At 44.4% G+C, this 1,637-nt stretch carries 2 protein-coding genes and 1 pseudogene; all 3 read right to left on the bottom strand.

Annotated elements, in window-relative coordinates:
- Nucleotides 1-143: 143 nt before the first annotated feature.
- The 3 genes and pseudogenes from O9334_RS03855 to O9334_RS03845 all read right to left on the bottom strand — a co-directional run bounded on the left by O9334_RS03855 (nt 144) and on the right by O9334_RS03845 (nt 1,507).
- Nucleotides 144-293 carry a hypothetical protein gene (locus O9334_RS03855; protein WP_190381201.1) on the bottom strand — a complete coding sequence of 50 codons (150 nt, stop codon included), beginning with the start codon at nt 291-293 and terminating at the stop codon, nt 144-146.
- Between the two features lie 111 nt (nt 294-404).
- Nucleotides 405-1,086 (bottom strand): annotated as a pseudogene (locus O9334_RS03850) (IS30 family transposase); the annotation flags it as partial.
- Nucleotides 1,087-1,099: 13 nt separating this feature from the next.
- On the bottom strand, nt 1,100-1,507 hold the full coding sequence (locus O9334_RS03845; protein ID WP_045362955.1) for an IS66 family transposase: 408 nt from the start codon (nt 1,505-1,507) through the stop codon (nt 1,100-1,102).
- Between the last annotated feature and the right edge of the window lie 130 nt (nt 1,508-1,637).

The raw sequence follows: 1,637 nt of genomic DNA, 5'->3' as shown, positions 1-1,637 counted from the left end.
TAGAGACGAACACAACGTAGTAACGGAATTCGTTTTTGAAGACCGTTCTAAATACCTTGACTCATCCCACTTGTTTCAGATAAACAATTAATCCATCGGTCGGGATATCTAAGGTTTGAACTTGAACATATTTAGTTCCTATTTCAACCGAGACGCGCCCGATTCACATGAGGAGTAAACAAACCCCGAAAGCCCTTGTCTTTAAGGGTATTCATGGTTTCTTTGGCAGCATACCAACTGTCTCCTGTGACTGTCTCTGGTTTCAATCCCCAAGCTTTTACTTCGTCCAACATTTCTAAGAAATATTCATGTTTTGTCTGACCCTCCTGTTTATTAACGATTCGATAATTAACGGGAACTGACGTTCCTTTACCATCGGTATAATATAAGGTAACTAGGCCAATTCAAGTCTGAATTGCATCACTGTCTGATCTACCTTCATAGAATACCTCATTCGGGGTACGATAGTCAAGACATTTTCGAGGACGATTGTTAATCAAGTTTACGGCTCTTTCTAGCTGCTCTGGCTTAACAATTTTGAAATTCGTTCCCTTGGCAAAAAATTGTCTTAACAGTCCATTGGTAGGCTCGTTTAATCCCCTCTCCCAAGAATGATAAGGAGTAGCAAAATAAAAATCTGCTCCTAGTTTCTGACTCAACTCTTGATGTCCACAAAATTCTTTGACCTGGTCACAAGTAAAGGTTTTTCTTTGGTCAGGGTGAATCTCTTGGAAAAGTTTTTCTGTGACAAGGGTTGATTTCCGATGCGGTTTTGTTTTTGGCCAATCCTGCTACTAGAAATTTCGAGGCTTTGTCCATATATGTAACGAGAACCCCTAGATGATTTCCTCCAATCATTGTGTCACTTTCCCAATGACCGATTTCGGTCTTCTGTTCAGCAATTGCTGGTCGCTCGGAGATATCCACACGACCCGGAATCCCTCCACGCTTACTTTTTGCTCCGTCTCGACTCTTTCTTTGACAAAGCCCCCGGCGTAAATATTTCCAGTACTCCCCACATCCTTGATAGTTCTGATAGATCATTTGATAGATGGTTTCGTGACTGAGAGATTCTTGACTGGCTCGTAAATATTCAGGTCTAGGGGTTGACAAAGAGAGAAGAATCGGCAGTGGGAATAAGAGAGACGACCCCATCAAGTTGGTGATGGATACAGACTAAAGCCAGACGTAGGAATGCCAAAACAGAACGGCTTTGAGCGCGACAAGACTGAATTACAGTCAGCAGACTGGCAGTATCGACAAAGCCACTGAAGGAGCGAGAACCACCAGCTATCTTGCGCTTAGTTACTCCCAGACGCAGAGAACGCTCCGCTCGGTTATTGTCGGGAGGAACTTCTGGTACGTCAAGAAAATACCACCACTGATGAGATTTCTCTAGCAAGGATTTCAGCAGCAAACCCGCCGCATAACCAGCCTTTGGTCGCCACTTCTCTAGGGCCTGTTTTAGCCTCTGCTTAAAATCTTCTACCCACTGGTCATCGGAAATTTTGGGTCTGAAACCCCGCCGTTCTAGGTTGGCTTTACGTTAGAATTAAAAGGCCAGTCTCGAAAACCAAGTGGACGGCGCAGCACCGTTCGGCTGAGCTCACGGCCGAAGCCTTGAAAACTCGGCTTAG

This window comes from Microcystis sp. LE19-8.1F (assembly GCF_027531715.1).
GTDB classification, from domain to species: Bacteria; Cyanobacteriota; Cyanobacteriia; order Cyanobacteriales; family Microcystaceae; genus Microcystis; species Microcystis wesenbergii_A.
Note: the sequence above shows the minus strand (reverse complement) of the source record. Positions and strands in the feature narration are given on the sequence as shown.

Excerpts from the sequence above, each read along its gene's own strand:
- O9334_RS03855 (WP_190381201.1), bottom strand. The coding sequence starts at position 293 with ATGTTGGACGAAGTAAAAGCTTGGGGATTGAAACCAGAGACAGTCACA.